This window comes from Roseixanthobacter psychrophilus, from assembly GCF_043195195.1.
GTDB lineage: Bacteria > Pseudomonadota > Alphaproteobacteria > Rhizobiales > Xanthobacteraceae > NCEH01.
The window spans coordinates 93,111-116,008 of the sequence record NZ_JBAFWT010000016.1 but is presented as its reverse complement, the minus strand read 5'-3'; the positions used below and the strand labels follow the sequence as shown (position 1 = coordinate 116,008).

At 67.8% G+C, this 22,898-nt stretch carries 20 protein-coding genes; 8 read left to right on the top strand and 12 right to left on the bottom strand.

The window, feature by feature from the left end; all coding sequences use genetic code 11:
* The first annotated feature begins 482 nt into the window (after positions 1 to 482).
* Complete coding sequence (locus V5F77_RS15605) at positions 483 to 1,607, top strand: alpha/beta hydrolase (RefSeq protein WP_429006279.1); 1,125 nt, start codon at positions 483 to 485, stop codon at positions 1,605 to 1,607.
* Positions 1,608 to 1,646: 39 nt separating this feature from the next.
* Here the strand turns inward: V5F77_RS15605 and V5F77_RS15600 are convergent, their stop codons facing one another.
* From V5F77_RS15600 to V5F77_RS15585, 4 genes are all read right to left on the bottom strand, one after another.
* Complete coding sequence (locus tag V5F77_RS15600; protein ID WP_429006278.1) at positions 1,647 to 3,098, bottom strand: GntP family permease; 1,452 nt, start codon at positions 3,096 to 3,098, stop codon at positions 1,647 to 1,649.
* 3 nt (positions 3,099 to 3,101) lie between these two features.
* Positions 3,102 to 4,142: a patatin-like phospholipase family protein gene (locus tag V5F77_RS15595; protein WP_429006277.1), complete on the bottom strand. Its 1,041-nt coding sequence runs from the start codon at positions 4,140 to 4,142 to the stop codon at positions 3,102 to 3,104.
* Between the two features lie 67 nt (positions 4,143 to 4,209).
* Complete coding sequence (locus tag V5F77_RS15590) at positions 4,210 to 7,281, bottom strand: efflux RND transporter permease subunit (protein WP_429006276.1); 3,072 nt, start codon at positions 7,279 to 7,281, stop codon at positions 4,210 to 4,212.
* Positions 7,278 to 8,390 (bottom strand): efflux RND transporter periplasmic adaptor subunit, encoded by a 1,113-nt coding sequence (locus V5F77_RS15585; protein WP_449317021.1) that lies wholly within the window; start codon positions 8,388 to 8,390, stop codon positions 7,278 to 7,280. The genes V5F77_RS15590 and V5F77_RS15585 overlap by 4 nt, the downstream gene beginning before the upstream one ends.
* Before the next feature lie 21 nt (positions 8,391 to 8,411).
* On the opposite strand from V5F77_RS15585, the gene V5F77_RS15580 reads away from it, so the two are divergent.
* A complete protein-coding gene (locus V5F77_RS15580; RefSeq protein ID WP_429006274.1) occupies positions 8,412 to 8,576 on the top strand; it encodes a hypothetical protein in 165 nt (54 codons plus the stop codon).
* 44 nt (positions 8,577 to 8,620) lie between these two features.
* Here the strand turns inward: V5F77_RS15580 and V5F77_RS15575 are convergent, their stop codons facing one another.
* From V5F77_RS15575 to V5F77_RS15545, 7 genes are read right to left on the bottom strand one after another with little or no spacing between them, the layout of a single operon-like run.
* A complete protein-coding gene (locus V5F77_RS15575; protein WP_429006273.1) occupies positions 8,621 to 10,258 on the bottom strand; it encodes a complex I subunit 5 family protein in 1,638 nt (545 codons plus the stop codon).
* Positions 10,255 to 11,778, bottom strand: coding sequence for a complex I subunit 5 family protein (locus V5F77_RS15570; protein WP_429006272.1), 1,524 nt, complete (start codon positions 11,776 to 11,778; stop codon positions 10,255 to 10,257). Before V5F77_RS15570 ends, V5F77_RS15575 begins: the two co-directional genes overlap by 4 nt.
* Positions 11,775 to 12,122: an NADH-quinone oxidoreductase subunit K gene (locus tag V5F77_RS15565; RefSeq protein WP_429006271.1), complete on the bottom strand. Its 348-nt coding sequence runs from the start codon at positions 12,120 to 12,122 to the stop codon at positions 11,775 to 11,777. Before V5F77_RS15565 ends, V5F77_RS15570 begins: the two co-directional genes overlap by 4 nt.
* Positions 12,119 to 13,072, bottom strand: a complete 954-nt coding sequence (locus V5F77_RS15560; RefSeq protein WP_429006270.1) for an MnhB domain-containing protein — start codon at positions 13,070 to 13,072, stop codon at positions 12,119 to 12,121. The genes V5F77_RS15565 and V5F77_RS15560 overlap by 4 nt, the downstream gene beginning before the upstream one ends.
* Positions 13,069 to 13,407 carry a cation:proton antiporter gene (locus tag V5F77_RS15555; RefSeq protein WP_429006269.1) on the bottom strand — a complete coding sequence of 113 codons (339 nt, stop codon included), beginning with the start codon at positions 13,405 to 13,407 and terminating at the stop codon, positions 13,069 to 13,071. Before V5F77_RS15555 ends, V5F77_RS15560 begins: the two co-directional genes overlap by 4 nt.
* The gene (locus V5F77_RS15550) at positions 13,404 to 13,697 is read right to left on the bottom strand and encodes a monovalent cation/H+ antiporter complex subunit F (RefSeq protein ID WP_429006268.1); all 294 of its coding nucleotides are present in this window, start codon (positions 13,695 to 13,697) and stop codon (positions 13,404 to 13,406) included. The genes V5F77_RS15555 and V5F77_RS15550 overlap by 4 nt, the downstream gene beginning before the upstream one ends.
* Positions 13,690 to 14,223 carry a Na+/H+ antiporter subunit E gene (locus tag V5F77_RS15545; RefSeq protein ID WP_429006267.1) on the bottom strand — a complete coding sequence of 178 codons (534 nt, stop codon included), beginning with the start codon at positions 14,221 to 14,223 and terminating at the stop codon, positions 13,690 to 13,692. The genes V5F77_RS15550 and V5F77_RS15545 overlap by 8 nt, the downstream gene beginning before the upstream one ends.
* 560 nt (positions 14,224 to 14,783) lie before the next feature.
* On the opposite strand from V5F77_RS15545, the gene V5F77_RS15540 reads away from it, so the two are divergent.
* From V5F77_RS15540 to V5F77_RS15530, 3 genes are all read left to right on the top strand, one after another.
* Positions 14,784 to 15,296: a DUF1269 domain-containing protein gene (locus tag V5F77_RS15540; RefSeq protein ID WP_429006266.1), complete on the top strand. Its 513-nt coding sequence runs from the start codon at positions 14,784 to 14,786 to the stop codon at positions 15,294 to 15,296.
* A gap of 84 nt (positions 15,297 to 15,380) precedes the next feature.
* On the top strand, positions 15,381 to 16,385 hold the full coding sequence (gene glsA / locus V5F77_RS15535; RefSeq protein WP_429006265.1) for a glutaminase A: 1,005 nt from the start codon (positions 15,381 to 15,383) through the stop codon (positions 16,383 to 16,385).
* A 58-nt stretch (positions 16,386 to 16,443) separates the two neighbouring features.
* Positions 16,444 to 18,102: an MFS transporter gene (locus V5F77_RS15530; protein WP_429006264.1), complete on the top strand. Its 1,659-nt coding sequence runs from the start codon at positions 16,444 to 16,446 to the stop codon at positions 18,100 to 18,102.
* 508 nt (positions 18,103 to 18,610) lie between these two features.
* On the opposite strand, the gene V5F77_RS15525 is transcribed toward V5F77_RS15530, so the two are convergent.
* Positions 18,611 to 18,958 (bottom strand): twin-arginine translocation signal domain-containing protein, encoded by a 348-nt coding sequence (locus tag V5F77_RS15525; RefSeq protein WP_429006263.1) that lies wholly within the window; start codon positions 18,956 to 18,958, stop codon positions 18,611 to 18,613.
* Positions 18,959 to 19,294: 336 nt separating this feature from the next.
* Here V5F77_RS15525 and V5F77_RS15520 point away from each other — a divergent pair, with 336 nt between their 5' ends.
* From V5F77_RS15520 to V5F77_RS15510, 3 genes are all read left to right on the top strand, one after another.
* The gene (locus tag V5F77_RS15520; protein ID WP_429006262.1) at positions 19,295 to 20,377 is read left to right on the top strand and encodes a helix-turn-helix domain-containing protein; all 1,083 of its coding nucleotides are present in this window, start codon (positions 19,295 to 19,297) and stop codon (positions 20,375 to 20,377) included.
* A gap of 120 nt (positions 20,378 to 20,497) precedes the next feature.
* Entirely contained in the window at positions 20,498 to 21,811 is a 1,314-nt protein-coding gene (gene ugpB / locus V5F77_RS15515) for a sn-glycerol-3-phosphate ABC transporter substrate-binding protein UgpB (RefSeq protein ID WP_429006261.1), read from the top strand.
* A gap of 125 nt (positions 21,812 to 21,936) precedes the next feature.
* On the top strand, positions 21,937 to 22,893 hold the full coding sequence (locus V5F77_RS15510; protein ID WP_429006260.1) for an amidohydrolase family protein: 957 nt from the start codon (positions 21,937 to 21,939) through the stop codon (positions 22,891 to 22,893).
* Positions 22,894 to 22,898 lie beyond the last annotated feature (5 nt).

The window sequence follows — 22,898 nt, the reverse complement described above, 5'->3', positions numbered from 1 at the left end:
CAGATCACGGCTTTGGTCGTGCTGGTGCGCCAGTCTTTCCGCGCCCGCAGCGCGTCCATCACTTGGTCGATCCCCGAATGATCGATGACATCTCCGGCGAACGGATCAATCTCGGGGACGCGAAAGAAATTCCTGATGTTGCTGAGTTGCAGGTGGATTTCAGCGGGCGCCGTGGTCATCGGGTCTCGCCCCGTTTTAGGGCGCCTATTCTCGGGGTGGATGGGCGTGACGCTCCGCGCCGCCGGTACTCAGCCATGTTCCATGGTGCGCCTTACACCATTTCCGGCGGCCCGAAAATTCGCAGGATCGGACCCGCGTGTCCGTGCCGCGCATCGCCAACGGCTTGGTCAGAGCGGTTTTGCTTGAAACCGCGCCGGAATTCAGCTTTGCAGGATGAAAGCGCCGTCATGGGGCCGGGCCGGGGGTATCGCGTGTCGCCATCAATGAGGATCGGATACCGGTTCGCGGCACACAGCAAGCCCATGGCATTGCTGCTCCTGGCTGCCATCCTGGGCATGGGCGGCTGCTCTTCCTATCCCGAAGGCGTCTTTATTCCCGTATCTGGCTCCGCGCCCGGTGCCTCAAAGGTGGATATTCTGGCCGCCACCACCCGCGCACCCACCGACAAGCCCGGAATTCTGTTCACCGGCGAGCGCGGGGCGGGGCTTTCGCTCACCAATATCGTGGTTTCGATCCCGCCCGATCGCGCGGTCGGCTCGCTGCAATGGCCCCAGCCGGGCAGCGTCGACCCAGCCCGCGATTTCGCCGTTACCGATGTCGAGGCGGTCCCGCGCTCGGGCGTTCTCGACTGGTTCAAGGGCGCCAAGGGCACGAAGCGGCGGGTCCTGATTTTCGTGCACGGCTTCAACACGCGGTTCGATTCAGCGGTGCTCCGCTTCGCCCAACTCGTCCACGACATGAATGCAAACGTGGCGCCGGTGCTGTTCTCCTGGCCCTCGCGCGGGCGGGTTCTGGATTATGTCTATGACCGCGAGAGCACCAATTTCTCCCGCAACGACCTTGCCTATGTGCTGCGGGCGGCGGCGCGCAGCCCCTATGTGGACGATGTGGTGGTGATGGCCCATTCCATGGGCGCGTGGCTGGCGGTGGAGTCCCTGCGCCAGCTCGCGCTGCAGGACGGGCGCATCCCGGCCAAGATCTCCAACGTGGTGCTGGCCTCGCCCGATCTCGACATCGACGTGTTCCGCCGTCAGGTCGAGGAGATGGGCAAGGATCGTCCGCGCATCACCATCTTCGTCTCGCGCAACGATCGTGCGCTCGGCCTCTCGCAGTTGATCGCCGGCGGGGTGGCGCGCGTGGGCTCCATCGATTTGACTCAGCCGGACAAGGCCGCTCAGTTGGAACAAGCCACCGGCATCGTGGTGCTGGATCTTTCGGGCCTGGAAAATGGCGATCCGCTCAATCATTCCAAGTTCACCACCAGCCCCGAGGTGGTGCAATTGCTCGGTACGCGCCTGTCTGCGGGGCAGGATCTCGGTGAGCAGGAATCGGGCGGCGGGGTCGAAGCCGTGCAGGTGCTGGGTGCCGCTGTGGGGGGAGTCGTGACCGCCCCCATCACCGTCTTCACCGGCGGGCTGCGCAACTGAATGTCGTTGGGCCGGCATGTGCCGGCCCGCGCAGTGCCTTCAGAACGAGCCGACGGTGCTGCCGAGGACGATCACCGCCACCAGGGCCAGGATCGCGCCCACCACCGCGACCATGACGATGTCGAAATAGCTTTTGGCGTGGGTCGAGCCGCACACTGCCAACAGCGTCACCACCGCGCCGTTGTGCGGCAGGCTATCGAGCGTGCCGGCGCCGATCACCGCCACCCGGTGCATCAGCGCCGGGTCGAGGCCGGTTTCCGCCGCGAGCTTCATGTAGGACGCGCCCAGCGCATCGAGCGCGATGGTGAGCCCGCCGGAGGCCGAGCCGGTGAGCGCCGCCAATATGTTGGTGGCGATGGCGAGCGACACCAGCGGCCCGCCCTGGATGCCGAGCACCCAGGTGCGCACCAGCTCGAACGCCGGCATGGCGGCGACCACGGCGCCGAAGCCCACCAGGCTTGCGACGCTGAACGCCGGCAGCACCGAGGCGTTGGCGCCCGCGTCCAGGGTGGCCCGCAGGTCCGGCAGGCGGCGGAAATTGAACGCCAGCAGCACCAGGATCGCCGCCGTCAGCGCGGTCGCCACCGCCCACACGCCGCCCACGGCGGAGAGCGTGGTGGAGCCCCAGCGCTCCTCGGCCAGGAAGCTCACGTCCAGCCGGGGCAGGATCACCATGGACATCAGCAGGTTCACCAGCACCACCACCACCAGCGGCACCGCCGCCACGAGGAAGGAGGGACGCGTCGTGCTGTGGGCGCCGTGGGAGATCTCGGCGGTGTCGAATTCATGGGAGGCGGTGGCGCGCTCGCGGATGAATTGGTCGTCGGCGACGCCTGGATCTAGCGGGGTGTCATCACCGAAGCCCTCGCCCTTGGCGCGCGCGACGCGCTCCGCCCGCATCAGCCACCACATGCCGAAGCCGAGCATGATCAGCGAGGCGATGATGCCCAGTCCCGGCGCGGCGAACGGCGTGGTGCCGAAGAACGGCATGGGAATGGCGTTCTGGATCGCCGGCGTTCCCGGCATGGCCGACATGGTGAAGGTGGAGGTGCCGAGCGCGATGGCGGCCGGCATGAGCCGTCGCGGCACGCCCGCCGAGCGGAACAAGGCGATTGCCATGGGCGCCAGCACGAAAAAGGCGACGAACAGGCTCACCCCGCCATAGGTGACGATGGCGCCCGCCAGCACCACCGCGAGAATCGCGCGCTTCTCGCCGAGCTTTTCGGTCATGGTGTCGGCGATCACGCTCACCGAGCCGCTGTCGTCCATCAGCTTGCCGAACAGGGCGCCGAGCAGGAACAGCGGGAAGAACTGCGCCACGAAGGTGGCGGCGTTGGTCATGAAGGTCTGCGTCCAGTGGGCGAGCAGCGGCTCGCCCGAGAACGCCGCCGCCACCAGCGCCGCGATGGGCGCCAGCAGCAGGATCGACCAGCCCCGGAAGGCCAGGAACAGGAGCAGCCCGAGGCCGAGGAGGATGCCGAGAAGTCCCATGGCTCACACGCCTTCCAGCAGCACGTCGAGATCAATGGAGGAGCGCTTGCCGAGATTGTCCGCATCCCGCGCGAGGAACGCCTCGGCGGACTTGCGGCCCTCGTCGCGCAGCATGGAGAGGAACTCCCATTCCGCATTGAGCTTGGAGGAATAGCCGAGCGTGGACATCAGCGCGTTGGGCACCATGTGGATGCGCATCTTCGCCCATTGCGCGCCCTCAGTGTTGCCGGGGTCGGCGACCTTGCGCAGCAAGGCGATCATGCGCAATTCCTTCAGCAGCACCGCGTTGAAAGACACCTCGTTGAGGCGGTTGAGGATTTCCCGCGCCGAATTGGGCGTGCCCGGCCGCTCGACCGGGTTGATGGGGATGAGGATGGTGTCGTCGGAATCGAGCTCGCGCACCAGCGGCGTCATGGTGGGATTGCCGGAATAGCCGCCGTCCCAATAGCTCTCGCCGTCGATCTCGATGGCCTGGAACATGGTGGGCAGGCAGGCCGAGGCGAGCAGCACGTCGGGCGTGATCTCGGAATTGCGGAACACCCGCCCGCGCCCGGTGCGCACATTGGTGGCGGTGATGAACAGGCGGATCGGCGAGGTCTTCAACCGCTCGAAATTGATCAGGTCCTCAAGGATGCTCCGCAGCGGGTGCGAGTTGCCCGGGTTGAGGTCGTAGGGGGAATAGAGGCGCGAGACGAGGTCGAGGGTGACGAACAGTGGCGAGTTGTCGAGCGTCCAGCGCCCCAGCATCTTGTCGATGGGGCCGCGCTGGAACGGGCTGAAGCGCGCCGCTTCCGCCACGCGCTTCCAATAGGCTTCAAGCGCATCGCGCGCGCCTTGCGCGCCGCCCGCGGCAAAGCCGTCCGCCAGCACCGCCGCGTTCATGGCGCCGGCCGAGGTGCCGGAAATGCCGTCGATGCGCAGCCAGTCCTCTTCCAAAAGGCGGTCGAGCACGCCCCAGGTAAAGGCGCCGTGGGATCCCCCGCCCTGGAGGGCAAAATCGATCAACACGGGTTCACGCCCGCTGGCGGTAGGTCCGGTCTGCATAGAGCCTCCAATGTCCCGCGCGTATCGTGCGCGGCCGGACCGCAGGCTGCGGCCCGGCCCGCATAAGCTAGGCCGTTGCCGCGACGGATGTGCGCTCCGGCGGTGTTTCAGGTCCGAACCAGCCGACATACAGCGCCGGCAGGAAGATCAGCGTCAGCATCGTGCCCACCAGCAGACCCCCCATGATGGCGAAGGCCATGGGACCCCAGAACACGGTGGGGGCGATGGGAATCATGCCGAGCACGGTCGAAACCGCCGTCAGCATGATCGGGCGGAAACGCGTGCAGGACGCAGCGATGACCGCGTCCTGGACATTGCTGCCGCGTGCCCGTTCCGCCTCGATCTGGCCGATCAGGATCACCGCGTTCTTGGTGATCATGCCGATCAAGGCGAGGATGCCGAGGATGGCCACGAAGCCCAATGGCCGCCCCGAGACCAGCAAAGCCGCCGCGACCCCGATGAGCCCGAGGGGAGCCACGGAGAGCACCAGCACCAGCCGCGAGAAGCTCTGGAGCTGGAACATCAGTACCGTGAGCATGATCAGCAGCATCACCGGCACCACCGCGAGCACCGAGGCGAGCGACTGGGCGCTTTCCTCCACCGTGCCGCCGGTCACGATGTGGTAGGAGCGCGGCAGGGTCTTCACCAGATCGTCGATCTTTGGCGAGAGCGCGCCGACCACCGTCTCGGGCAGAATGCCGGGAATGACATCCGCCTGGACGGTGAGGGTCGGCACCCGGTCGCGCCGCCACACCACGGGGTAATCCTGAACGTATTCGAACGTGGCGAGCTGGCTCAGCGGCACGGTGCGGCCGCCGGGCAGGGGCACCTGCAAGGTGGCAAGGTTGGCGAGGGACACGCGCTGTTCGTCGGTGGCGCGGGCTACGACGTTCACCAGATAGATGTCGTCGCGCACCTGGGTAATCGGCGTGCCGGTCATCACCGTATTGAGCACGCCGGCGAGGGCCTGGGTGCTGAGGCCGAGCAGGCGGGTCTGATCCTGGTCCACCTGAATGCGCACCTGGCGTCCCGGTTCGATCCAGTCGAAATTGACCTTCTCCACCTTGGTATTGGAGGCGACCACGCCGGCGAGCTGGAATGCGATCTGGCGCACCTTCTCGATGTCGGGGCCGCTGACGCGGTATTGTACCGGCCAGCCCACGGGCGGGCCGAGTTCCAGCGGATAGACACGCCCCACGACGTTCGGGAACTGTTCCTCCAGGACTTTTTCCAGCTTCACCCGCAGCCGCTCGCGCGCCGGGACGTCCTTGGCGACGATCACCGCCTGGGCGAAGAAGTCGTTGGGAAGCTGCACATTGAGCGGGAGGTAGAAACGGATTGCGCCGCGCCCGACATAGGAGCTGAACCGATCCACGTCGGGATCGGCGCGCACGATGGCGTCAAACCTCTCGGTAATCTCCTCGCTGCCATAGATCGAGGCGTTCTGCGGCAGGCGCAGGTCCACCAGCAGTTCCGGCCTGTCCGAGGACGGGAAGAATTGCTGCGGGATCAGCGGCAGGGCCAGGACGGATAGGACGAACAGCCCGACCGTGATGGCCACCGTGATCCAGCGGGCCTTGAGGGCGAGGGTCAACAAGCCCCGGTACATCCCAAGCACTTTGCTGGGCTTTTCCTTGCTGTCCTTCTTCTTCTCCGGCGCCTTGAGCAGCAATACGCCAAGCAGCGGCGCGAACAGCACCGCCACGAACCAGGAGACGATGAGGGCGATGGAGACGACAGCAAACAACGAGAACGTATATTCGCCCGCCGAACTGGCCGCAAAGCCCACGGGCACGAAGCCGGCGACCGTGACGAAGGTTCCCGCCAGCATCGCGAAGGCATAGGTGCGGAACGCGTATGTGGCCGAACTTGCCTTGTCGTCTCCGGCGGCGAGCCGATTCATCATTGCATCGGTGGTGGTCATGGCGTCGTCCACCATGAGCGCCAGCGCGATGATGAGCGCGCCGAGCGAGATGCGCTGCATGTCGATGCCGGCGAGTTCCATCACGGAGAACACCACGGCAAGCGTCAGCGGGATGGAGAGCGCCACCACCATGCCGGCGCGCACGCCGAGGCTGATGAAGCTCACCACCAGGATGATCCCCACCGCCTGCCAGAGCGAGGACATGAACTCCCCGATCGCCGTATCCACCGTAACCGCTTGATCCGCCACCAGATGCGGCTCGATGCCGATGGGCAGGTCGGCGGTGATGTCGGACATGGCGGCCTTCAGGCGCGAGCCGAGGGCGAGGATGTCGCCGCCGTCGCGCATGGCGATGGCGAGGCCGATGGCTGGCTTGCCGTCCACCCGAAACAGCGGCCGCGGCGGGTCGGCATAGGCCCGGCGCACGGTCGCGATATCCGACAGGCGCAGCACCCGCCCGTTCACCACAAAATTAACGTTTGCAATATCTTGCTCGGAATCGAACGCGCCGGACACGCGCAGCGTAATGGCCTCTTCCCCGGTCTGGATGACGCCGGCCGGGCTGACGATGTTCTGGCTTTGCAGGGCCGCGAGCACGGCTGCGCGGTCGATGCCCAGGCTCGCCAGTTCCTGCATCGAAAATTCGATGAAGATCCGCTCATCCTGCGCGCCCAGAATCTCGATCTTCGAGACATCGGGCACCTGGAGCAGCTTGGAGCGCACGTCCTCCACATAGTCGCGCAGCTCGCGCTGGCTGAAGCCGTCGGATGTAAAGCCGTAGATGATACCGAAGGTGTCGCCGAATTCATCGTTGAAACCCGGTCCGACCACGCCCGCCGGCAAGGTATGGCGCATGTCGCCAACGCTTTTGCGCACGTGATACCAGATGTCGGGCACCTCCTGTGCGGTGGCGCTGCCCTTGAGATTGACGAAGATGGTGGTCACGCCGGCGCTGGTATAGCTGCGCAGGAAATCGAGCTTCGGGGTCTCCTGGAGTGTGCGCTCCAGCCGCTCCGTGACCTGCTTGAGGGTGTCGTCCACGGAGGCGCCGGGCCAGCGGGCCTGCACCACCATGGTCTTGATGATGAAGGTCGGGTCCTCGCCCCGGCCCAGTCGCTCATAGGCGAGCAGCCCCGCGAGCACCGCCACCGCCATGAAATAGATGACGATGGAGCGGTGCTTCAGCGCCCATTCGGAGAGGTTGAGGCCGCTCACAGGCTTGCTCCCAAAAGGCGGACCTTCTGCCCCGGATGGAGCGCCTGGACGCCAGCCGTAACAACGATTTCCGCATCCTTCAGGCCATCGGCGACGGTGACCGAGGCGGGCGAGAAACGCGCCACCTCCACCGGCCGCAGGGCCACGGTCTTGCTGGCGGGATCGAAGATCCACACCGCCGGCTTGCCGTCGATGCGGGTCAGGGCGCTGGCGGGGATCTCGATCACCGGGCCGGTATCAACCGCCACGGAGCCGTTCACGGTGGAGCCAAGGCGCATCGCCTCCGGCGGGTCGATCAGGCCGACGCGGACCGCAAAGGTGCGGGTCACGGGATCGGCCTGCGGCGCGACCTCGCGCACCCGCCCCTTGGCCGTCACGCCGCTGGAATCCGTGAGCGAGATAACGACATCCGGATCGGAGGGAAGACTACGCAAGACTTGTGCGGGAACGTCGAATACTGCATCTCGCCCGTCCTTGCGGGCGACCTGGACGATCGGCTGGCCCGGCTGCACCACCTCGCCCTGCTCGGCGCGGCGGGCGGTGACGGTGCCCGGCGCATCGGCTTTCAGCTCTGTGAAATCGACTCGGTCGGAGGCGATTTTTACTTGTGCCTCAGCATCTTCCACCCGCGAGCGGGAGGCGAGATAGGCTTGCTCGGCCTGCTCGAACTGGGCACGCGGGGTGAAGCCGCGGGCCAACAGCGCGCGCTGGCGCTCATAGGTGTTGCGCGAGACGCCGAGCTGCCCCTCGGCCGCGCTCAGGGCTGCTTGGGCCGAGCGTAAAGCATTGATTTCATTCACAGGATCAAGCCGCGCGATGACCTGCCCGGCGTCGAGATGGTCGCCCACATTGACCAGCCGCTCGATGATCCGCCCGCCGATCCGGAAGGCATAATTGACCTCGTTCATCGCCTCCACATGGCCCGTGAAGGTGAGGCCGTCGGGGGTCGTGCGGGTCGAGACCTTGATCGCGCGCACAGGCCTAACTTCAGGCGCTGCAACGGTTTTCTCGCCTCCGCAGGCGGCAAGGGCGAGGGGGGAGAGGAGCAGGATCGCCAGTGCGAGCCGCCGCCCGTGGAGGCGCGCACTGGCGCTGGTGCTGGATTTGATGGCGGGCACGGAAGGCTCCTGTTGGGGCTGGTGGATGCCGAAACGCGCGGTGGCATCTCGCGGGGCGGCATCGGTTTGGCGTTCGTGGATTTGGGCGCGGGGCCGAAGAAGAACGTGTGTTACCGGGTCGAGAACATTGGAGAATTTCATGAAGTCTTCACGGAGAAACGGCTTTTCGCGAAATGATTTTTGCCGCACCTCGGCGGGGCGGCAAATTTGCGATCGCGGGCTCATGGCGCGGCCCTCACCGCTGCCGCGAGGGCGATGACGAGGCCGGCGAGCAGCACCCCGGCGATCCCCCAGCGGCGCAGCAGTCCGTCGAGCGCGCCGAGGCGATCGAGCCCACGCGCAAGCGGAGGGCCGAGCCGCTCCGCCAGCACCAGAATGTCGCCGGCCGGCACCTCGGGCAGGGTCGGGCCACGCCGATGCAGGGCGAAGGCGAGCGCGAGGCCGATCAGCACCGGTACCGCCGTCTTTTCGAGATTGACCAGGGCAAAGGCGGCGGCGAGCCGTTCGCCGGTCACCAGGGGGTAGAGGGTGAACGGCAGGGCGAGGGCGAGGATGCTAAGGCCGATCCAGGGCGCCAGCAGCGCGGGGGCGGGCAGGGGGAAGGCGGCGCGGCCCTTGGCGCTCGCGCGCAGCAGGAGCACGAACCGGGCCATGAGCAAGGTGGTGCCGGCGGCGGAAAGGGCGAGCAGGAAGCCGGCGGTGCCTTCGCCCATGGGGCCCTTGATGGCGAGCTTGGCGAGTGCGCCGCCGGTGAAGGGCAGGCCGGCGAGGCTGAGGCCCAGCAGGCTGCTAAGCCCCAGCACCGGCAGCACCGCGCCAGGCGCGCTTGCGGCGGCGATGCCCACCGCCAGGAACAGCGCGCCCTTCAGCAGAATATGGTTGGCGGCATAGAAGGCGGCGCTGGCGGCGGCGCTGGCGTCGCCCTGCACCAGGGCGCCGCCGATCACCGCCGCCACCACGCCCATCTGGCTGATGGTGGAATAGGCCAGCACCCGCTTGGGGTGCGTCTGGGTGAGGCCGAGCGCGATGCCGTAATAGGCGGTGAGAATGCCGATGGCGCTCAGCGCCAGGCCCCAGCCGGAGAGGGCGACGCCGAGCGGAAGGAAGCGCAGCAGGCCGATGACGCCGGCCTTCACGACGATGCCGCTCAGCACCGCCGAGGCGGGAATGGGCGCCACCGAATGGGCGAGCGGCATCCACACGTGCAGCGGCACCAGCCCCATCTTCAGCCCGAAGCCCACCACCAGCAACGCCAGGATGGCGTCGCGCCAGGGCGAGACCGGCCATTGGGCGACCGCATCGCGGATCAGCGGATTGGCGTCCGGGCTGCCGGAGGCGAGCATCACGAAGGCGGCGATCAGCACCGCTTCGCCGAACAAGGTCAGGACGAGATAGACCACGCCGGCGCGCCGCGCCTCCGGCGTGTCGTCGTGGGCCGAGAGGCCGTAGGCGGCAAGGCTCACGAGCGCGAAGGCGAGATAGAAGCTCGCCACGTCGGCGACGATGAACACGCCGAAGCTGCCCGCGAGCGTCGCCAGCCACCAGACGCAGAACCCGCCCCGACGCGGGTCCTTCGCAAGAGAGCTGGCGGCATAGGCGCCTGCGGCGATCCAGAGCACAGCGGAGGCGCCGAGCAGGATCGCGCCCGGCACGTCGAGGAAGAAGCTGATGCGGAACGGGGGCGGCGCCACCAGCACGAACACGCCGCGCGGCACCAGCAGCGCCGCCAGCAGGCCCGGCACCGCCGCCGGCGCCAGCAGGAACGGGGCGAAGCGGCGCACCGGCTTGAGCGCGCAGGCGAGCGCCAGCAGCAGCGGGAGCACGGGGGCTGCGACCAGCAGCAGCGCGGCGGCGGTCATGGCGCTGCCCCCGCCCAGCTCGCCGGCCGGCCGATGGCCAGGAAGGCGGCGGGCTGCAGCGGCACCAGGCCCAGGGCGACGGCCCCGAGCGCCAGCACCAGCGCCACCATTTCCCGCCAGCGGGAAACCGGCACGGTGACAAGGCCGTCCTCCGGTCGGGAGAGGGCGGGCAACACGACGCGCAGCACATAGCCCGCCGCCAGCAGGCCGCCGACGAGGATCACGCCCGCGATCCACCACGCCCCCTGCTGCACGGCGGAGGTGAGCAGCATGACCTTGGCGACGAAGCCGCCGCTCGGCGGCAGGCCCATGAGGGAGAGCCCACCGAGGCCGAAGGCGAATACGCTGATGGGAACGATGCGGCCGATGCCGGAAAGGCCGGATATGCGGTCATGCCCCAGGGTCTCGGCGATCACGCCCGCCGCCATGAACATGGCCGCCTTCGAAAGGGCGTGGGACACCAGATGCAGCGCCCCGCCGGTCCAGGCGATGGCGCTCCACACGCTTGCGCCCGCGGTTGCGGCGGCAAGCGGGAACATCAGGAAGAGATAGCCGATCTGCGCCGCCGTGGAATAGGCGATCAGCAGTTTCAACCGGGTCTGGCGCAGGGCGAACACCCCGCACAGCACCACGGCGCCTGCACCGAGCGCGGACAGCACCGGGGCGGCGGCGGCGTTCTGCGCCGGGGTCGCGATGTCATACCAGAACCGCACGATGAGGAAGATCGGCGCCTTGATCACCACCGCCGAAAGAATGGCGCTGGCGGCGGCCGGTGCGCCCGCATGGGCGGCGGGCAGCCACAGATAGAGCGGAAACAGCGCCGCCTTGGCGGCCATGCCCGCGGTCATCAACGCCAGCGCCACCAGCAGCGCCGGCTCCCCCTGCGCGCGCTGCGCCAGCAGGATGATGTCGAGCGTGCCATAGGTGCCATAGATCAGCGCCGTGCCGAGCAGATAGAGCACCGAGCCGAACAGGGCGAACAGCAGATATTGCAGCGCCGCCGCAAGGGTCTTCGCCCGCCCGTCCAGGCACACCAGGGGCACGGCGGCGAAGGTGAGCAGTTCCAGCGCCACATAGAGGGCGAACAAATCGTCGGCGAGATAGACGAGATTGAGCGCGCTCCATACGCTGAGCAGCAGCATCCAGAAGGCGAGCGGCATGCGGGGCTTTTGCGCGCCCGGCGCGGTCATGGCGAACAGTCCGGCAGCGACGATCACCAATGCCGAGACGCCGAGCATGAAGATGGACAGCCCGTCGGCACGCAAGCCAACCCCGAGCGGCGGCCGGAACCCGCCGAGGAAATAAGCGAGCGGCCTTCCGCCCCACGCCACTTCGGCGCAGATGGCGATCACGACCGCAAGCCCGGCGGCGAGGAAGAACAGCGCCGAGCGCTCGGCGGCGCGGGCCTTCAGCAGCAGCAGGGGCGCAAGGCCGCAGAGCGGGCCGACGATCGCCAGCACCAGCAGCAGGCCGAGCGGCGAGGATCCGGGCAGGGCGAGGGCCGAGGGAAGGGGGCTCATGCCGCTTCCTCGCGATCCGCCGGGGCGTCTTCCGCCGCGGCCTCGCCCGCCGCTTCCAGCGCTTGCAGCCGCCGCACCAGGGCGACCGCCAATGCGGTGGCGGAAAACGCCACCACGATGCCGGTGATGACCATGGCCTGGGGCACCGGATCGCCGCCGAAGCCGGCGCCCGCGCCGCGCCAGGCGATCACGCCGAACAACAGGAAGATGCCGGCGCCCAGCAGGTTGAAGGCGAGGATGCGGCGCAGCGCGTCGGCCTGCACAATCAGCCCGTAAAGGCCGATGGCCACCAGCGCCGCGCCGGCAAGGCCGAACAGGGTGGGGGTCGCGAGCAGGGGGCTCATGCGGCCATCCCTGCCTCGGGCGGCGGTTCACCCGCGCCGGGCTTTTGCGGTGGGTCGAGCACCAGAAGGCCCAGCGTGACCGCGATGGAGAGGGTGATGGCGGCTTCGACCAGCAGGATGATCGGCTTGGCGAAGCCCTCGGGATAGGCGAGGAAGGCTCCCGCGAACACCACGCCGAGCCCGCCGACCCCAAGGAACAGGGCCGGGCCGAGCAGCAGCAGCGCCCTGAGCCGGCCTCCCTCCGCGCGCGGCGGCGCGCGCAGGCCGGCGAGCAGGACCAGCAGCCAGGCGGCCGCCAATACCGCGCCGCCCTGGAACGCGCCGCCCGGCTTGTCGGCCCCGGTCCAGAACAGATAAAGCCCCATGAGGATGGCGACCGGGGGCAGCACGCGGGCAAGGAATTCCAGCGGCGGCGTTGCCGCCACCTGCCACAAGGGCGGGGGCGCGCCGGTCCATTCGGTCTCGCCGCTGAGCGACCACACGCCGATCAGCGCCACCAAAAGCACGACGGTTTCCAGCAGCGTATCGAGCGCGCGGTAAACCAGCAGCACGGCGGTGACCGGGTTGCCGAGCCCGGTCGCCTCGAGGTGCGCGGCGGCTGCGTCCGCCAGCGAAGGCGCCGGTTCCGGCAAGGTCAGGACAAGGGCCGACAGGCCGCAGAAGACCGCGACTGCGAGCAGGGCTGCGAGCAGGTGCACCGCCGCTCCCTGGGGCGCCGGGGGCCGCATGGGGCCTGTTGCGCGCAGCAGCACCAGCCCGGTGACGCCGCTGCCGATCGCCGCTTCGGTGAGCGCGACGTCCACCGCATCAAGCCGCACCCAGAGCAAAGCGAGCAGGAGGCCCAAGCCGATGAAGCCGATGGCCGCCGCGAGAGCATCGCGCGCCAGCAGCACCCGCAGGGCGAGCGCCACCGCCAGCAAGGCGAGGAGGCTGTCGAGGACGAGGCTCACGGAGACGCCCCCTCCGCTGCCGTGTCCGCCTGCGGCGTCCGGTTCGGCGTTTCGTCATCGCTGCGGGCGGCACGTGCCAGCATCTGCGCCACCGTGCCGGAGGCGATCTGCACCAGGGCCCAGACCGCCAGCATCTTCGCCGCATCCAACAGGCTTGCGGCCTGGGGCAGAAGCGCCAGCACGATCAGCGCCAGCCCTACATTGTCGGCCTTGGTGAGGGCATGCAGGCGGGTGAGGGAATCGGGAAAGCGCAGCAGGCCGAGCGTTCCCGCGAGGAAAAAGCCGGTGCCCGCGAGCAGCAAGGCGAGGGTGAAGACATCCCGCGCCGCGCTCATGGGCCCGCCTTCCGCGCGGCCCTAGGCCGCTGATGCGCAGGCGCCGCGCGCACGCTATGGAAGGCGGCGGCGGCGAAGGCCGCGAGCAGCGCCAGCAGCAATGCCACGTCGAGCACCGCCGGTGCGCCGGTGGCGGCGCTTATGAGCAGCAAGACCGCGATCACGCTGGTGCCGAGCAATTGCACCGCCATCATCTGGTCGCTCGCTCCCGCACCGCGCCACAGGCGGATCAAGGCGGCGGCGGCGAAGGCCAGCAGGCAGGCGGCAAAGCCGAGGAAGGTTTCAGCCATCACGGGTACCGCCCCCGAAGGCGGCGCGGTACGCCGCCTCATCGTGCTGGAGATCCTCGCGCACGCCGCTTGCGGTGTCCAGGCAATGCAGCTCCAGCACGCCGCCGGTTTCGCCCAGGGGGAGCGTCCCGGGCTGGAGGCTGGTGATCGCGCAGAACATCTGCCGCTCCAGCCCGCGCGGGCATAAAGTGGCGAACGTGATGAGCCCCGGATGCAGCGGCAAGGGCGAGCGGACCGCGCGGCCCGCCACATCCCATCCCGCCACGAGCGAGCGGTGGACAAAGCGCAGGGCGAACGCGGGGAGGGCGGCCGGGCGAACGTGCGGGCGTCCCGCAGGCAGCACGGCGAGGCTCGCGCCCGCCGCCAAGGCCGCTGCAGCCGCGCCGGCAACGAGATCCACGGCCGAGATACGGCCGAGCATGACCCAGGCGAGGAAGAAGATCAGCCAGCGGTAGCAGAAGGCGGCGCCCGAGCGCGGCGGCTTCGCTTGCGGCGGCGTCGCGTTTTCGGCCCTCTCGCTCCCCATCGCCTTCCCCGCCATCCCGCCTGTCCATTCGCTCGGTGGCGGAGCGGCTCGTGGCCTGTCCCCGCTGCGGTTTAAACGGTGTTCTGGTGCGGCAGATCAAGCAAGACCCGACGAAGTTCACGCGAACAACTTGAAGAACTTGTATCTGCCGCTTTTGCGCGTTGCAACGCTTCGGCTTCTGCGTTGCACGCGCGGCAACCGGGGTTTGATGCGGCGCCGTTGTGCGCAGGGTTTAAAAAATACAAATAAATCAGACTATTATCAGGATAAATCCGCACGGCGTGAAATCGCGCGGGGTGGATATGGGAAATTTGAGGGCGGCCATCCGGGCAATATTGGGATGGATGGAACATGCGTGGGATTCTGTGCCAATTGCTGCGACGTGCGAATACGGCATAAGTCGATTGCCGGCGCATAGAACAAGGACGGTCGGCGCAAGACGTCGGGACTGAGGATACTTCCTCCGGGTGCCGCTTCGTCATATTCGCCACGTCCGGTTTTGCTCGCCAGCCTGGTTTTCATGCGGCGGTTCGCAAGCCGCCGCCGAGCGGACGAAACTCATGAGCAATCTCGTCGTCTTTGGGTTTGACGGCATCCATGCCGCGGACGAAGTCCTCAACAAACTGCGCTCGCTTCATGTCGAGCATCTGATCGACCTGGAGGATGCCTGCGTCGTCGAGCGCGACGCGGAAGGCAAGGTCCATATCAAGCAGGCCGTGAACCTCACCGCCATGGGCGCGGCGCGCGGCGGCATGTCGGGCGCCTTGTGGGGCACGCTGGTGGGTATCTTGTTCCTCAATCCGCTCGCCGGCATGGCGATCGGCGCGGTGGCCGGGGCGGGGACCGGCGCGCTCTCGGGCTCGCTGGTGGATTTCGGCATCAACGACGGCTTCATCAAGGACCTGGGCGGCACCATCCCGGCCAATTCCTCGGCCCTGTTCGTGCTGGTGCGCTCGGTCACCGAGGACAAGGTGCTGCCGGAAGTCGAGCCCTACAAGCCGCGCATCCTGAAGACCTCGCTGTCCAACGAAGCCGAGGAGCGCCTGCGCAAGGCCCTCATCGCGGCCGCCTGAACGGCTGCGCGCGACCCTGCGGCGCCCGCCCGGCGCGGGCGCCGCCACAACAAGCTGCCGCAATGCGCAGCCAGGGAGGATTTCATGACGGAGAACACCGGGCCGTTCGACGATGCCGGAGCGGACTATGTCTCCACCGGCCATCTGCCGGCGGGCGAGCGCATCGACCAATTGGTGATCGAGGCGCATAGGCGCTTCAAGGACAATGGGGACGGCGCCAATTCCACGGTTTATCCCGCCCTTGCCCGCGTGCCGCGCGATCTGTTCGGCATCTGCGTGGTGGGCACCGACGGCATCGTGCACGAGGTCGGCGACACCGACGTTCCCTTCACCATCATGAGCGTGTCGAAGCCGTTCGTGTTCGCCCTGGTCTGCCAGGCCATCGGCCCGCGGCTGGCGCGCGAGAAGATCGGCGCCAATGCCACCGGCCTGGCGTTCAATTCGCTCTCCGCCGTGGAGCGCAGCGCCGACGGGCTGACCAATCCCATGGTCAATTCCGGCGCCATCGCCACCACCTCGCTGGTGCCGGGCGATACGGCGGAGGCCAAATGGCGCTTCATCCACGAGGGGCTGTCCCGCTTCGCCGGCCGCACCCTGCCGCTGAACGAAGAGGTCTATGGCTGCGCCAGCGACACCAATTTCCGCAACCGCTCCATCGCCCGCCTGCTCCAGAGCCTGTCGCGGATCTACGCCGACCCCAAGGAGGCGACCGACCTCTACACCCGCCAGTGCGCGCTCGATGTGACGGCACACGACCTCGCCGTGATGGGCGCGACGCTGGCCGATGGCGGGGTGAACCCGATCACCAAGGAGCGGGTGGTCGATCCCATGGTCTGCCATTACGCGCTGGCGGTGATGGCGACGGCCGGCCTCTACGAGACCTCGGGTGACTGGCTCTACGAGATCGGCCTGCCCGGCAAAAGCGGCATCGGCGGCGGCATCGTGACGGTATCGCCCGGCAAGGGCGGGCTCGGCACCTTCGCGCCGCCGCTGGACGCGGCCGGCAACAGCGTGAAGGGGCAATTGGTGGCGCAGTTCCTGTCCCAGAAGCTGGGCATGGACCTCTTCCTCTCCCAGCCCGAGGCCTGACCGTTCCACGGCGGGTCTCCCCGCCGTCCATGCAACATCCAAAATTGGGAGAAACGCCATGTCGGCATATGCCGCTTCGCGCGCAGATCAGGTGGCCCGGAACTCCTGGGTGCCGATGATCGCCATCGCCCTCGGGCAAGTGATCATGTCGTTCAACGTCGCCTCGCTGCCGGTCGCCCTGAGCGGCATGGTGGAGAGCTTCAACGTGCCGCCGACCACGGTGGGTACCGCCATCGTCATGTATTCGCTGTCGGTGGCCGGCTTCGTGATGCTGGGCGCCAAGCTCAACCAGCGCTTCGGCGCGGTGCGGGTGTTCCGGACCGTGGTGGTGCTGTTCGGCTTCGCCCAGGTGCTGATGACCTTCAGCCCCAATGCCACCATCATGATCCTCTCCCAGGGCCTGTGCGGGGCGGCCGGTGCCGCCCTGGTGCCGGCGCTGGTGGCGCTGATCGCGGAAAATTACACCGGCACCCAGCAGGCGACCGCGCTCGGCGCGCTCGGCTCGGCGCGCGCGGCGGCGGGCGTGACCGCCTTTCTCGTGGGCGGCATCCTCGGCACCTTCATCGGCTGGCGCCCGGCGTTCGGCATCCTGATCGTGCTTTCGGCGGTGGTGTTCGTGCTCAGCTTCCGCCTGAGGCCGGACCATGGCCGCCCGGAAGTGAAGATCGATTTCGTCGGCGTGGTGCTGGCGGCGGCGGCGATCATCATCCTCTCGTTCGGCTTCAACAATCTGAACCGCTGGGGCCTCGGTCTCGCGCGGCCGGGCGCGCCGTTCGATGTGTTCGGCCTGTCGCCGGCACCGGTGATGATCATCGTCGGCATCGTGCTCGGCCAGTGCTTCCTGGTATGGACGCGCCGCCGGCAGGCGGCCGGCAAGACGCCGCTGCTGGCGCTGGAGGTGATCGCCTCGCCGCAGGAGCGGGCGGCGGTGTTCGCCATGTTCTCGGTGGTCGCGCTGGAAGCGGCGCTGAACTTCTCGGTGCCGCTCTATATCCAGATCGTCCAGGGGCGCTCGCCGCTCGCCACCGCCATCGCCATGATGCCGTTCAATCTCTCGGTGTTCTTCTCAGCGATGCTGATCGTGCGCTTCTACAAGAAGCTCACTCCCCGGCAGATCGGCCGCGCCGGCTTTCTTCTATGCACGGTGGCCCTGCTGTGGCTTGCCTTCGTGGTGCACAACGACTGGAGCTCGGGCCCGGTGTTGATCGGCCTCGTCCTGTTCGGCATCGGCCAGGGCTCGCTGGTGACTTTGGTGTTCAACGTGCTGGTGACGGCATCGCCCAAGGAACTGGCGGGCGACGTCGGCTCGCTGCGCGGCACCGCCAACAATCTCGCCGCCGCCATCGGCACGGCGGTTGCGGGCGCGCTGCTGGTGGGCCTGCTCTCCGCGAGCATCATGCGCGGGCTGGCCGACAATCCCACCTTGCCGCCGGAAATCCAGAGCCAGGTGGATCTCGACGCCATCACGTTCGTCAGCAACGAGCGTCTCCAGGGCGTGCTGGAGCGCACCACCGCAACCCCGGCGCAAGTGGCGGAGGCCGTGCGCATCAATACCGATGCCCGGCTTGCGGCACTGAAAATGGGACTGCTGTTGATGGCGGGCCTTGCCCTCGTCACCATCATCCCGGCGGGACGGCTGCCGAACTATATCCCCGGCACCATTCCGGCCGAGGGCGTGGACGACAAGCCCCGCGCCGCAGGTGGCCCGAAGCGCTGATCCGGGGACCGCTCTCCCTCGCTCGGGGTTCCCATAGGGAGCGGGTGAATCCGGGACCTCCCTCTCCCCGCCGGGGAGAGGGTTGGGGTGAGGGGGGACGGAGCCCCCTCGGGCTTGTATCGTTTTTGGAAAGGCCCGGCCCCCTCACCCGTCCGCTGCGCGGCCGACCTCTCCCCCTCGGGGAGAGGTGAAGCCGGGTCTGCCCGTTCTCAGAGGGGAGAGGTGAGTTCGGGTCCTCGCTCTCTCAGACGGGAGAAGGGAAGCCGGGTCCTCGCTCTCTCAGAGGGGGCGCGGTGAATTCGGGATCTCCCCCTCTCCCCGCCGGGGAGAGGGCTGGGGTGAGGGGGGGACGGCGCCCTATCGGCGCGGCATGTTCCATTTCGGACAGGCTCTTCCCCCTCACCCGTCCGCTGCGCGGCCGACCTCTCCCCCTCGGGGAGAGGTGAAGCCGGGCCGTCTCGTTCTCAGAGGGGGCGCAGGGGAATCCGGGCGCGCTCCCGAAGCCCGGTCAGCGGACCCAGCGACTGGGAATGAACACCCATTCGCCGCCGCGGTGCACCCATTGCGGGCCAACATGGCGGAAGCCGGGGCGATTGCGTTCCCAGCGGCCGGCGACCCAGACATAGCGTCGGTTGCGCGAACTCCACATCCAATAACCCGGCACCCAGACATAGCCGCGCCGCGCCGGCGGACGGGCCTCCCGGCGCGGGGGCGGGGGCGCGTTGAAGTTCGGCGAGCGCCGGTTGGGGATCTGCCACTGTTGCGCCTGGGCCTGCGGAGGCGCGGCGATAATCGCGAGCGGCGCGAGGGCGGCTCCGGTCAGAAGGGTCTTCAGGAAGCTACGGCGCGACAGCATCAATCGGTCCTCGGGCGCGGCAGGGCCGGCAAATTCGGAAGGGCCGGGCTTCCCGGAAAGAACGGGGCCGCTTTTCCGGGAAGCCCTTCGGAGCGGGGGCTCTGAGGCTGCCCGCGGTGCGGATGGGGGGAGCGGGCAGCATCGGCAAAACTAGCGCGGCATGGGGGTTTTGCGATGAGCCGTCCGTCCCGCGGGTGTGCGCATTGTCCAAATCCGTCGCCCGCCCCGCATGCGCCCCAATTTCGACCCTGCGGCACCGGCAAAACGGCGGTTTAACCTTGGCCTGTGCCAAGATAGTCTAAAGCCGGCCTTCGGGCCGCTGCGAGCAGAGACGACATGCGCTTTCCGGAGGCGGGGCACAACGAGGCGGCGGTGCCGCAAAATCCCAGGCTAGCCGATGCTGCGCCTGCGCTGCCGCTCGCGCCCGTTCGGTTCAGCACCGCCGGTCTGCCCAAGGCGGAGCAGTTCGACGGCTGGCACGATTTCATGGCGCCCACTGTGGACATTTCCCTGGTGACCGCGCCCGAGACGGGCTTCGTGGCGAACCAGGAGGTGTGGAACCTCGGCCGGTTCGCGCTCAGTTCGGCACGAATGCCGGGCGCCGGATACGAGCGGATCTGGACGCACCTCGGCAAGGACCCGATCGACCATTGGTGCCTCGTCCTCTACGAAGGCGACTGTCCCGGCAGGCGCGCGCCGCTCGGCTTCCGCTCGCTAGCCGCACCGTTCGCCGGCGGTGGACATGATCGGCGGGTGCTGACGCTGTTCATCCCGCGCGACCTGTTCGCCGGCAGCGCCGCCGCCTTCGACGCCGCGCCGCACGACATTCCCGACAGCGGGCTGGGCGGGCTGCTGGCAGACTATCTGCTGAGCCTGGAAAAGCAGCTTCCCCGCCTGACGCAGGCGGACCTGCCGGCGGTGGCGGAGGCGACGCGCACCCTGCTCGCCGCCTGCATCGTCCCCACCGCCGAGTCCCTCGCACAGGCGCGGGCGCCGATTCTGCGCACCACCCTGGAGCGGGCAAGGCGGATGATCCAGGGCAATCTCGGCGCGCCGAACCTGACCCCGGCGGGGCTATGCCGGACGCTCGGCATTTCCCGCTCGCGCCTGTATCGCCTGTTCGAGGATCTCGGCGGCGTGACGCGCTACATCCAGCGCCAGCGGCTGCTGGCGGCGATGGCGGCGCTCTCGGACCCGGCGGACGCGCGGGCCATCGGCCAGATCGCCGAGGCGTTCCGCTTCGCCGATGCCTCCAGCTTCAGCAGGGCGTTCCGGGGCGAATTCGGCTTCAGCCCGAGCGATGCCCGCAGCGCGGCGCAGGCCGGCCTCCCGCGCGCGCCCGTCCCCGTCCCCGCCCGCTGGCCGGCGGACGGGGGGGCGGCCGACCTTGAATCGATCCTGCGCGGGCTCCAGGCCTGAGGGCGCGGCCACCGGCCGGCCGCTGCATTCCCGGATTTGGCGCCGGCTGTCATCGAAACGTAACCTAAAGCCCGCATCCGTGTGGCCCGAGATGGTGCATATGCGCCTGAGGAGACAGAGATGGGATTGCGCACATTGGTCCCGGCGGTGGTTGCCGCCGCGCTTACCTTCGCCAGTCCGGCTGGCGCACAGACGCAGATCCAGTGGTGGCACGCCATGTCCGGCCCGCTGGGCGAGAAGCTGGAAAAGATCGCGAACGATTTCAACGCCTCGCAGAGCGAATACAAGATCGTCCCGGTGTACAAGGGCGCCTATCCCGAGACCATGACCGGCGCCATCGCCGCCTTCCGCGCCAAGCAGCATCCCGCCATCGTGCAGGTGTTCGAGGTGGGCACCGCCACGATGATGGCCGCCAAAGGCGCGATCTATCCGGTCTACAAGCTGATGGCCGACACGAACGAGCCGTTCGACACTAAGACTTATCTGCCCTCGGTCACCGGCTATTATTCCGACACGGCGGGCAACATGCTCTCCATGCCGTTCAATTCATCCACCACGATCCTGTATTACAACAAGGATCTGTTCGCCAAAGCGGGCCTCGACCCGAACACGCCACCCAAGACCTGGCCGGAAGTTGAGGCGGATGCGAAGAAGCTCCAGGCGTCGGGGGTGCCCTGCGGTTTCACCACGCAATGGCCGTCCTGGGTGAATGTCGAAAATCTCTCCGCCTGGCACAATGTTCCCATCGGCACGAAGCAGAACGGCATGGGCGGGCTCGACACCGTGCTGGAGATCGCCAACCCGCTGGTGGAGAAGCATTGGACAGCGCTGGTGGAATGGCAGAAGTCCAAGATCTTTGATTACGGCGGACGCCAGTCCAAGGCGGATCCGAAGTTTTTCTCCGGCGAATGCGCCATGTCCATCGGCTCCTCCGCGGCCCGCGCGGCGATCCTCGCCAATGCCAAATTCGACCTCGGCTATGGCATGCAGCCTTATTGGCCCGAGGTGAAAGGCGCGCCGCAGAATTCCATCATCGGCGGCGCCTCGCTCTGGGTGCTGAGCGGGCGGCCGAAGGAGGAATATCGCGGGGTGGCGAAATTCTTCACCTATCTCTCGCGCGCCGACGTCCAGGCCTGGTGGCACCAGCAGACCGGCTATCTGCCGATCACGCAGGCCGCTTACGATCTCTCGAAGGCACAGGGTTTCTATGAGAAGAACCCCGGCACCGACGTGTCGATCCTCCAGATGACGCTCAATCCGCCCACGGAAAATTCCAAGGGGCTGCGCTTCGGCTCGTTCGTGCAGATCCGCGACGTGATCGAGGAGGAGCTGGAAGAAACCCTGGCCGGCAAGAAGACCCCGAAGGAGGCCCTCGCCACCGCGCAGGCGCGCGGCAACGAGCTGCTGCGGGCATTCGAGAAGGCGAACCAATAGGGGGCTTGGCCCCCTTTGCCCGGTGCCCCCTCACTCCGGCCCTCTCCCCGGCGGGGAGAGGGGGATAAGCTTTGACGCCCATCCCGCTTTGACGCCCATCCCGCCATCCCGGCAAAGGCCGCGCCATGAAAATCGCCCTCGAAGAACATTTCATGCTGCCGGATTTCATCCCCTATCTGGACCAGGCCATGCCCAAGGTATCGCCGCAGGGCCGGGCAAGCCTGATCGCGGCGATGTCGGATTTCGGCGAGCAGCGCCTAGCGGCGATGGCGAGTGCCGGGGTTGAACGGGCAGTGCTCTCGCTCTCCGGCCCCGGCGTCCAGGTGGAGCCCGACACCGCCGTTGCCGTGAAGATGGCGCGGCGCGCCAATGATCTGCTCGCGGCGGAGGTGGCCAAGCGCGCCGATCGCTATAGCGGCTTCGCACATCTGGCCATGCAAGACGCGAGCGCCGCCGCCGATGAGCTGGAACGCTGCGTGCGCGAGCTTGGCTTCGTCGGCGCGATGGTGAATGGGCAGACCAACGGCATCTATCTTGATGACCCGCGCTACGACGTGTTCTGGGAGCGGCTGCAGGCGCTCGACCTGCCGCTCTATCTGCACCCCGGCGATTCCTATGTGCTGCCCTACGTGCTGGAGGGCGCGCCGGAACTGCTGAAGCCGACCTGGGAATGGAATATCGAGACCTCCTCCCATTTCCTGCGGCTGGTGTTCGCCGGCGTATTCGACCGCTTTCCCGGCCTCAAGATCGTGCTCGGCCACATGGGCGAGACCTTGCCTTATGTGCTGTGGCGGCTCGACAGCCGGTCCGAACTGATCGTCGGCAAGCGGCCGTTGCAGCTCGCGCCTTCGGCCTATTGCCGTCGCAACCTCTTTGTCACCACCTCGGGCCAATGCGACACGGTCCCGCTGCTGGCGGCGATCGGCGGGGTCGGCGCCGATCATGTGCTGTTCTCGGTGGATTATCCCTATGAGGATTCAGCAATTGCTGGAAAATTCCTCGACGACGCCCCGCTCGACGGCGCAACGCGTGCGAAAGTGGCGTACCTCAACGCCGCCAGTCTGATGCGGTTGAAGCTCTGACACGC

What these genes read in the sequence shown, in the direction of transcription:
- V5F77_RS15575 (WP_429006273.1), bottom strand. Translation starts at nt 10,258, where the DNA reads ATGACCGCCGCCGCGCTGCTGCTGGTCGCAGCCCCCGTGCTCCCGCTG.
- V5F77_RS15520 (WP_429006262.1), top strand. Translation starts at nt 19,295, where the DNA reads ATGCGCTTTCCGGAGGCGGGGCACAACGAGGCGGCGGTGCCGCAAAAT.
- V5F77_RS15555 (WP_429006269.1), bottom strand. Translation starts at nt 13,407, where the DNA reads ATGAGCGCGGCGCGGGATGTCTTCACCCTCGCCTTGCTGCTCGCGGGC.
- V5F77_RS15510 (WP_429006260.1), top strand. Translation starts at nt 21,937, where the DNA reads ATGAAAATCGCCCTCGAAGAACATTTCATGCTGCCGGATTTCATCCCC.
- V5F77_RS15545 (WP_429006267.1), bottom strand. Translation starts at nt 14,223, where the DNA reads ATGGGGAGCGAGAGGGCCGAAAACGCGACGCCGCCGCAAGCGAAGCCG.
- V5F77_RS15550 (WP_429006268.1), bottom strand. Translation starts at nt 13,697, where the DNA reads ATGGCTGAAACCTTCCTCGGCTTTGCCGCCTGCCTGCTGGCCTTCGCC.
- V5F77_RS15570 (WP_429006272.1), bottom strand. Translation starts at nt 11,778, where the DNA reads ATGAGCCCCCTTCCCTCGGCCCTCGCCCTGCCCGGATCCTCGCCGCTC.
- V5F77_RS15525 (WP_429006263.1), bottom strand. Translation starts at nt 18,958, where the DNA reads ATGCTGTCGCGCCGTAGCTTCCTGAAGACCCTTCTGACCGGAGCCGCC.
- glsA (WP_429006265.1), top strand. Translation starts at nt 15,381, where the DNA reads ATGACGGAGAACACCGGGCCGTTCGACGATGCCGGAGCGGACTATGTC.
- V5F77_RS15540 (WP_429006266.1), top strand. Translation starts at nt 14,784, where the DNA reads ATGAGCAATCTCGTCGTCTTTGGGTTTGACGGCATCCATGCCGCGGAC.
- V5F77_RS15530 (WP_429006264.1), top strand. Translation starts at nt 16,444, where the DNA reads ATGTCGGCATATGCCGCTTCGCGCGCAGATCAGGTGGCCCGGAACTCC.
- V5F77_RS15565 (WP_429006271.1), bottom strand. Translation starts at nt 12,122, where the DNA reads ATGAGCCCCCTGCTCGCGACCCCCACCCTGTTCGGCCTTGCCGGCGCG.
- V5F77_RS15600 (WP_429006278.1), bottom strand. Translation starts at nt 3,098, where the DNA reads ATGGGACTTCTCGGCATCCTCCTCGGCCTCGGGCTGCTCCTGTTCCTG.
- V5F77_RS15605 (WP_429006279.1), top strand. Translation starts at nt 483, where the DNA reads ATGGCATTGCTGCTCCTGGCTGCCATCCTGGGCATGGGCGGCTGCTCT.
- V5F77_RS15595 (WP_429006277.1), bottom strand. Translation starts at nt 4,142, where the DNA reads ATGCAGACCGGACCTACCGCCAGCGGGCGTGAACCCGTGTTGATCGAT.
- ugpB (WP_429006261.1), top strand. Translation starts at nt 20,498, where the DNA reads ATGGGATTGCGCACATTGGTCCCGGCGGTGGTTGCCGCCGCGCTTACC.